Annotated in this window: 1 pseudogene; it reads right to left on the reverse strand. The window is 40.8% G+C overall.

Annotated elements, in window-relative coordinates:
* Positions 1 to 9: 9 nt before the first annotated feature.
* Positions 10 to 213 (reverse strand): annotated as a pseudogene (locus AC2FA3_RS15740) (IS982-like element ISPsma1 family transposase); the annotation flags it as partial.

Here is a 213-nt window from a genome sequence, read left to right on the forward strand (position 1 = left end):
ACCCCACTCTCAACTTGAAATAAGCAACTCAAACTGAAGAGGCGGGTTACCAAGTTTTTTGTTGAGTACAAAGCATAGATTATGTGACAGAATCTTACGAATCAATCGATGAGACAAATGCCATAAATCTCTTGCCCGTACCCTTTGTATATTAAATCGTTCTGATAGCTGACCAATGACTGTTTCAACGATACGGCGGGCTTTCATTAGCCG

This window comes from Janibacter sp. CoH_79_TC_3, assembly GCF_058197955.1.